5 protein-coding genes, 2 tRNA genes and 2 rRNA genes (1 of these 9 only partly in view) are annotated in these 6,651 nt (G+C 42.8%); all 9 read left to right on the forward strand.

What is annotated here, in order from left to right; all coding sequences use genetic code 11:
- Positions 1-122: 122 nt before the first annotated feature.
- Positions 123-2,318, forward strand: coding sequence for a penicillin-binding protein (locus tag AXK38_01340; GenBank protein ID AMH88017.1), 2,196 nt, complete (start codon positions 123-125; stop codon positions 2,316-2,318).
- Between the two features lie 52 nt (positions 2,319-2,370).
- Positions 2,371-2,523: a 50S ribosomal protein L33 gene (locus tag AXK38_01345; protein ID AMH88018.1), complete on the forward strand. Its 153-nt coding sequence runs from the start codon at positions 2,371-2,373 to the stop codon at positions 2,521-2,523.
- Positions 2,524-2,532: 9 nt separating this feature from the next.
- Complete coding sequence (gene secE / locus AXK38_01350) at positions 2,533-2,709, forward strand: preprotein translocase subunit SecE (GenBank protein ID AMH88019.1); 177 nt, start codon at positions 2,533-2,535, stop codon at positions 2,707-2,709.
- Positions 2,710-2,763: 54 nt separating this feature from the next.
- Positions 2,764-3,300, forward strand: a complete 537-nt coding sequence (locus AXK38_01355; protein AMH88020.1) for a transcription termination/antitermination protein NusG — start codon at positions 2,764-2,766, stop codon at positions 3,298-3,300.
- A 120-nt stretch (positions 3,301-3,420) separates the two neighbouring features.
- Positions 3,421-3,900: a transcriptional regulator gene (locus AXK38_01360; GenBank protein ID AMH88021.1), complete on the forward strand. Its 480-nt coding sequence runs from the start codon at positions 3,421-3,423 to the stop codon at positions 3,898-3,900.
- Positions 3,901-3,994: 94 nt separating this feature from the next.
- Positions 3,995-4,066 (forward strand) — tRNA-Glu (locus AXK38_01365).
- A gap of 250 nt (positions 4,067-4,316) precedes the next feature.
- Positions 4,317-5,870: ribosomal RNA gene (locus AXK38_01370) — 16S ribosomal RNA — on the forward strand.
- Between the two features lie 44 nt (positions 5,871-5,914).
- Positions 5,915-5,987, forward strand: a tRNA-Ala gene (locus tag AXK38_01375).
- Between the two features lie 123 nt (positions 5,988-6,110).
- Positions 6,111-6,651 (forward strand): 23S ribosomal RNA (locus AXK38_01380); it runs 2,362 nt beyond the window's last position.
- The 16S and 23S rRNA genes sit together here with 2 tRNA genes alongside, the layout of an rRNA operon.

A 6,651-nucleotide genomic window follows, 5' to 3' on the forward strand; every position in this document is an offset into this window, starting at 1 on the left:
AGGCAAAGAGGCGGGTAATGTAAATGTGAATTGCATACAGATATTGTAACAAAAAAAGTCCTATTTGGATAGGAAATTACTAAATTCTTGTCTTCCTATGATGAAGATGATAAAATAAACGCATGAAATTAGATAAATTATTTGAGAAATTTCTTTCTCTTTTTAAAAAAGAAACAAGTGAGCTAGAGGATTCTGATTCGACTAGCTTGCGTCGCTCTCGTAGTGATCGAAAAAAATTAGCCCAAGTGGGTCCAATTCGAAAATTCTGGCGTCGCTATCATCTGACAAAGATTGTTCTTATACTAGGTTTGAGTGCAGGCTTGCTAGTCGGAACCTATTTGTTTGCTGTAGCTAAGTCAACCAATGTTAACGATTTGCAAAACGCCTTGAAAACTCGGACTATCATTTTTGACCGTGAAGAAAAAGAGGCTGGTGCCTTGTCTGGTCAAAAGGGAACCTACGTTGAACTAACTGATATCAGTAAAAATTTGCAGAATGCTGTTATTGCGACAGAAGACCGTTCTTTTTATAAAAACGATGGGATTAACTATGGTCGTTTCTTCTTGGCGATTGTCACTGCTGGTCGTTCAGGCGGTGGTTCTACTATTACCCAACAGCTGGCTAAAAACGCCTATTTGTCGCAGGATCAAACTGTTGAGAGAAAAGCGAAAGAATTTTTCTTGGCTTTAGAATTGACTAAAAAATATAGCAAAGATCAGATCCTAACCATGTACCTTAATAATGCCTATTTTGGAAATGGTGTGTGGGGTGTAGAAGATGCGAGTAAGAAATACTTTGGAGTTTCTGCATCTGAAGTGAGTCTGGATCAAGCTGCTACTCTGGCAGGCATGCTCAAAGGGCCGGAGCTGTATAATCCTTTGAATTCTGTAGAGGATTCTACCAATCGTCGCGATACTGTTTTGCAAAATATGGTTGCAGCGGGCTATATTGATAAAAATCAAGAAACCGAGGCTGCAGGAGTTGATATGACCTCGCAATTGCAAGATAAGTATGAAGGAAAAATTTCAGATTATCGTTACCCCTCTTATTTTGATGCGGTGGTTAATGAAGCCGTTTCTAAGTATAATCTAACAGAGGAAGAAATCGTAAATAATGGCTACCGCATTTACACAGAGCTGGATCAAAACTACCAAGCAAATATGCAGGTTGTCTATGAAAACACCTCACTATTTCCGAGGGCAGAAGATGGAACATTCGTCCAATCAGGAAGTGTAGCTCTCGAACCGAAAACAGGGGGAGTTCGTGGGGTTGTCGGTCAGGTTGCTGACAATGATAAAACTGGATTCCGTAATTTCAACTATGCAACCCAATCAAAACGTAGCCCTGGCTCTACAATTAAGCCTTTAGTTGTTTATACGCCAGCAGTTGAGGCAGGTTGGGCTTTGAACAAGCAGTTGGATAACCATACCATGCAGTATAACAGCTATAAGGTTGATAACTATGCAGGGATTAAAACGAGTCGAGAAGTTCCTATGTATCAAGCCTTGGCAGAATCACTTAATCTGCCTGCTGTTGCCACTGTTAATGATTTGGGCGTTGACAAGGCTTTTGAGGCAGGAGAAAAATTTGGACTCAACATGGATAAGGTAGACCGTGTTCTTGGTGTCGCTTTGGGAAGTGGTGTCGAAACCAATCCTCTGCAAATGGCTCAAGCATATGCTGCCTTTGCAAATGAAGGTTTAATGCCGGAAGCTCATTTTATTAGTAGAATTGAAAATGCTAGTGGTCAGGTTATTGCGAGTCATAAAAATTCACAAAAACGAGTGATTGATAAAGCTGTAGCTGACAAGATGACTAGTATGATGTTGGGGACATTCACCAACGGAACCGGTATTAGTTCATCGCCTGCAGACTATGTCATGGCAGGGAAAACTGGTACAACCGAAGCAGTTTTCAATCCGGAATACACAAGTGACCAGTGGGTAATTGGCTATACTCCGGATGTAGTGATTAGTCACTGGCTTGGTTTCCCGACCACTGATGAAAATCACTATCTAGCAGGATCTACTTCAAATGGTGCAGCTCATGTCTTTAGAAACATTGCAAATACCATTTTACCTTATACCCCAGGAAGTACCTTTACAGTTGAAAATGCATATAAGAAAAACGGAATTGCACCCGCTAATACAAAAAGACAAGTACAAACCAATGATAATAGCCAGACAGATGATAATTTGTCTGATATTCGAGGACGTGCGCAAAGTCTAGTAGATGAGGCTAGTCGGGCTATCTCGGATGCGAAGATTAAGGAAAAGGCTCAAACAATATGGGATTCGGTAGTCAATCTATTTCGCTAAGATGCTTGTCAAAGCCTAGCTTTCTTGTTATAATAGATAAGATGGAGGCGTTATGGCATTAAAAAAAGCAAGCCTAGCTTGTGCGGTTTGTGGTTCGAGAAACTATTCAATCAAGATCAGCGGAAACCCCAAGCCTACACGACTAGAAGTAAATAAATTTTGTAAGCATTGTGGCAAGTACACTACACACAGAGAAACGAGATAGGAGAGAGCGATGCGTTTTATTGGAGATATTTTTAGACTTCTTAAAGACACAACATGGCCAACTCGCAAGGAAAGCTGGAGAGATTTTCGTTCTATCATGGAATATACTGCTTTCTTTGTAGTAATTATTTACATTTTTGACCAGTTGATTGTTTCAGGTTTGATTCGATTTATTAACATTTTTTAGAAGGTTAGTGGAGTTATTTACTCTAGAGATCTTCTATTTATGAAAGGAAATATCATGGATAGTTTTGATAAAGGGTGGTTTGTTTTACAAACTTATTCTGGTTATGAAAATAAGGTAAAAGAAAATCTATTACAACGTGCACAAACCTACAATATGTTGGATAATATTCTACGCGTTGAAATTCCAACACAAACAGTGCAAGTTGAAAAAAATGGAAAGAGAAAAGAAATAGAAGAAAATCGCTTTCCAGGTTATGTTCTTGTAGAAATGGTCATGACAGATGAAGCTTGGTTTGTCGTTCGAAACACACCAAATGTAACAGGATTTGTCGGATCACACGGGAACAGATCGAAACCAACTCCATTATTGGAACAAGAAATTCGTGACATTTTGGTATCTATGGGACAAACTGTTCAAGAATTTGATTTCGATGTTGAGGTTGGTCAAACCGTACGTATTATTGATGGTGCTTTTGCAGACTATACTGGTAAAATTACAGAGATTGATAACAATAAAGTGAAGATGATTATCTCTATGTTTGGTAATGACACAGTAGCAGAAGTAAACTTAAACCAAATTGCAGAATTATAACCCAAAGAGAGGCAAGACCTCTCTTTTTTGTGCAGTTGAGGCAGTAAAGGGTGCAGAATGGATGAAATGAACCCAATTAGCTTCTTGATTTGTTAGACTGTAAACAGAAAGGGGAAAAGAATGATTAAAGAATTGTATGAAGAAGTCCAGGGCATTGTATATAAGTGTAGAAAGGAATATTATCTTCATTTATGGGAGTTATCGGATTGGGATCAAGAGGGAATGATATGCCTATATGAATTGATCAGTAGAGAAGAAGAACTGGTAGAAGATATCCCTCGTTTAAGGAAATATTTCAAAACCAAGTTCCGAAATCGAATTTTAGATTATCTCCGTAAGCAAGAAAGCCAGAAGCGAAGATATGATAAAGAAGCATATGAAGAAGTAGGTGAGATTAGCCATCGTATAAGTGAGGGAGGACTCTGGCTGGATGATTACTATCTCTTTCATGAAACACTAAGGGATTATAGAAGTAAACAAACTAAAGAGCAACAAGAAGAGTTAGAACGCGTCTTAAGACATGAACGATTCCGAGGTCGTCAAAGCGTGTTAAGGGAGCTACGTATTGTGTTTAAAGAGTTTGATATCCGAACCCGGTAGGAAGCTATGCAAAAAAAATTAAAAAAGTTTTAAAAAAGTAGTTGACAAAAAATAAAAAGGCTGTATAATAGTAAGAGTTGAAAATAACAACTCAGGTCCGTTGGTCAAGGGGTTAAGACACCGCCTTTTCACGGCGGTAACACGGGTTCGAATCCCGTACGGACTATGGTATGTTGCAGATGGAACACTTGATGAAAAAAGTTTTAAAAAACTTAAAAAAGTTTCAAAAAAGTGTTGACAAGCGAAAGCGACTGTGATATACTAATATAGTTGTCACTTGAGAGAAGTGAGTGACAAAGACCTTTGAAAACTGAACAAGACGAACCAATGTGCAGGGCACTACAACTAAGGTTGTAGTACTGAACAATGAAAAAACAATAAATCTGTCAGTGACAGAAATGAGTGAGAGCTCAAACTTTTAATGAGAGTTTGATCCTGGCTCAGGACGAACGCTGGCGGCGTGCCTAATACATGCAAGTAGAACGCTGAAGGGAGAGCTTGCTCTTCTGGATGAGTTGCGAACGGGTGAGTAACGCGTAGGTAACCTGCCTGGTAGCGGGGGATAACTATTGGAAACGATAGCTAATACCGCATAATAGTAGATGTTGCATGACATTTGCTTGAAAGGTGCAATTGCATCACTACCAGATGGACCTGCGTTGTATTAGCTAGTTGGTGGGGTAACGGCTCACCAAGGCGACGATACATAGCCGACCTGAGAGGGTGATCGGCCACACTGGGACTGAGACACGGCCCAGACTCCTACGGGAGGCAGCAGTAGGGAATCTTCGGCAATGGACGGAAGTCTGACCGAGCAACGCCGCGTGAGTGAAGAAGGTTTTCGGATCGTAAAGCTCTGTTGTAAGAGAAGAACGAGTGTGAGAGTGGAAAGTTCACACTGTGACGGTATCTTACCAGAAAGGGACGGCTAACTACGTGCCAGCAGCCGCGGTAATACGTAGGTCCCGAGCGTTGTCCGGATTTATTGGGCGTAAAGCGAGCGCAGGCGGTTAGATAAGTCTGAAGTTAAAGGCTGTGGCTTAACCATAGTACGCTTTGGAAACTGTTTAACTTGAGTGCAAGAGGGGAGAGTGGAATTCCATGTGTAGCGGTGAAATGCGTAGATATATGGAGGAACACCGGTGGCGAAAGCGGCTCTCTGGCTTGTAACTGACGCTGAGGCTCGAAAGCGTGGGGAGCAAACAGGATTAGATACCCTGGTAGTCCACGCCGTAAACGATGAGTGCTAGGTGTTAGACCCTTTCCGGGGTTTAGTGCCGCAGCTAACGCATTAAGCACTCCGCCTGGGGAGTACGACCGCAAGGTTGAAACTCAAAGGAATTGACGGGGGCCCGCACAAGCGGTGGAGCATGTGGTTTAATTCGAAGCAACGCGAAGAACCTTACCAGGTCTTGACATCCCTCTGACCGCTCTAGAGATAGAGTTTTCCTTCGGGACAGAGGTGACAGGTGGTGCATGGTTGTCGTCAGCTCGTGTCGTGAGATGTTGGGTTAAGTCCCGCAACGAGCGCAACCCCTATTGTTAGTTGCCATCATTTAGTTGGGCACTCTAGCGAGACTGCCGGTAATAAACCGGAGGAAGGTGGGGATGACGTCAAATCATCATGCCCCTTATGACCTGGGCTACACACGTGCTACAATGGCTGGTACAACGAGTCGCAAGCCGGTGACGGCAAGCTAATCTCTTAAAGCCAGTCTCAGTTCGGATTGTAGGCTGCAACTCGCCTACATGAAGTCGGAATCGCTAGTAATCGCGGATCAGCACGCCGCGGTGAATACGTTCCCGGGCCTTGTACACACCGCCCGTCACACCACGAGAGTTTGTAACACCCGAAGTCGGTGAGGTAACCGTAAGGAGCCAGCCGCCTAAGGTGGGATAGATGATTGGGGTGAAGTCGTAACAAGGTAGCCGTATCGGAAGGTGCGGCTGGATCACCTCCTTTCTAAGGATAAGGAACTGCGCATTGGTCTTGTTTAGTCTTGAGAGGTCTTGTGGGGCCTTAGCTCAGCTGGGAGAGCGCCTGCTTTGCACGCAGGAGGTCAGCGGTTCGATCCCGCTAGGCTCCATTGGTGAGAGATCACCAAGTAATGCACATTGAAAATTGAATATCTATATCAAATAGTAACAAGAAAATAAACCGAAAACGCTGTAGTATTAATAAGAGTTTATGACTGAAAGGTCAGAAAATAAGGTTAAGTTAATAAGGGCGCACGGTGGATGCCTTGGCACTAGGAGCCGAAGAAGGACGTGACAAACGACGATATGCCTTGGGTAGCTGTAAGTAAGCGATGATCCAGGGATTTCCGAATGGGGGAACCCAACAGGTACTACCTGTTACCCATATCTGTTAAGGATATGAGGAGGAAGACGCAGTGAACTGAAACATCTAAGTAGCTGCAGGAAGAGAAAGCAAAAGCGATTGCCTTAGTAGCGGCGAGCGAAACGGCAGAAGGGCAAACCGAAGAGTTTACTCTTCGGGGTTGTAGGACTGCAATGTGGACTCAAAGATTATAGAAGAATGATTTGGGAAGATCAGCCAAAGAGAGTAATAGCCTCGTATTTAAAATAGTCTTTGTACCTAGCAGTATCCTGAGTACGGCGGGACACGTGAAATCCCGTCGGAATCTGGGAGGACCATCTCCCAACCCTAAATACTCCCTAGTGACCGATAGTGAACCAGTACCGTGAGGGAAAGGTGAAAAGCACCCCGGGAGGGGAGTGAAATAGAAC

The organism is Streptococcus mitis (assembly GCA_001560895.1).
Lineage (GTDB): Bacteria > Bacillota > Bacilli > Lactobacillales > Streptococcaceae > Streptococcus > Streptococcus mitis_Q.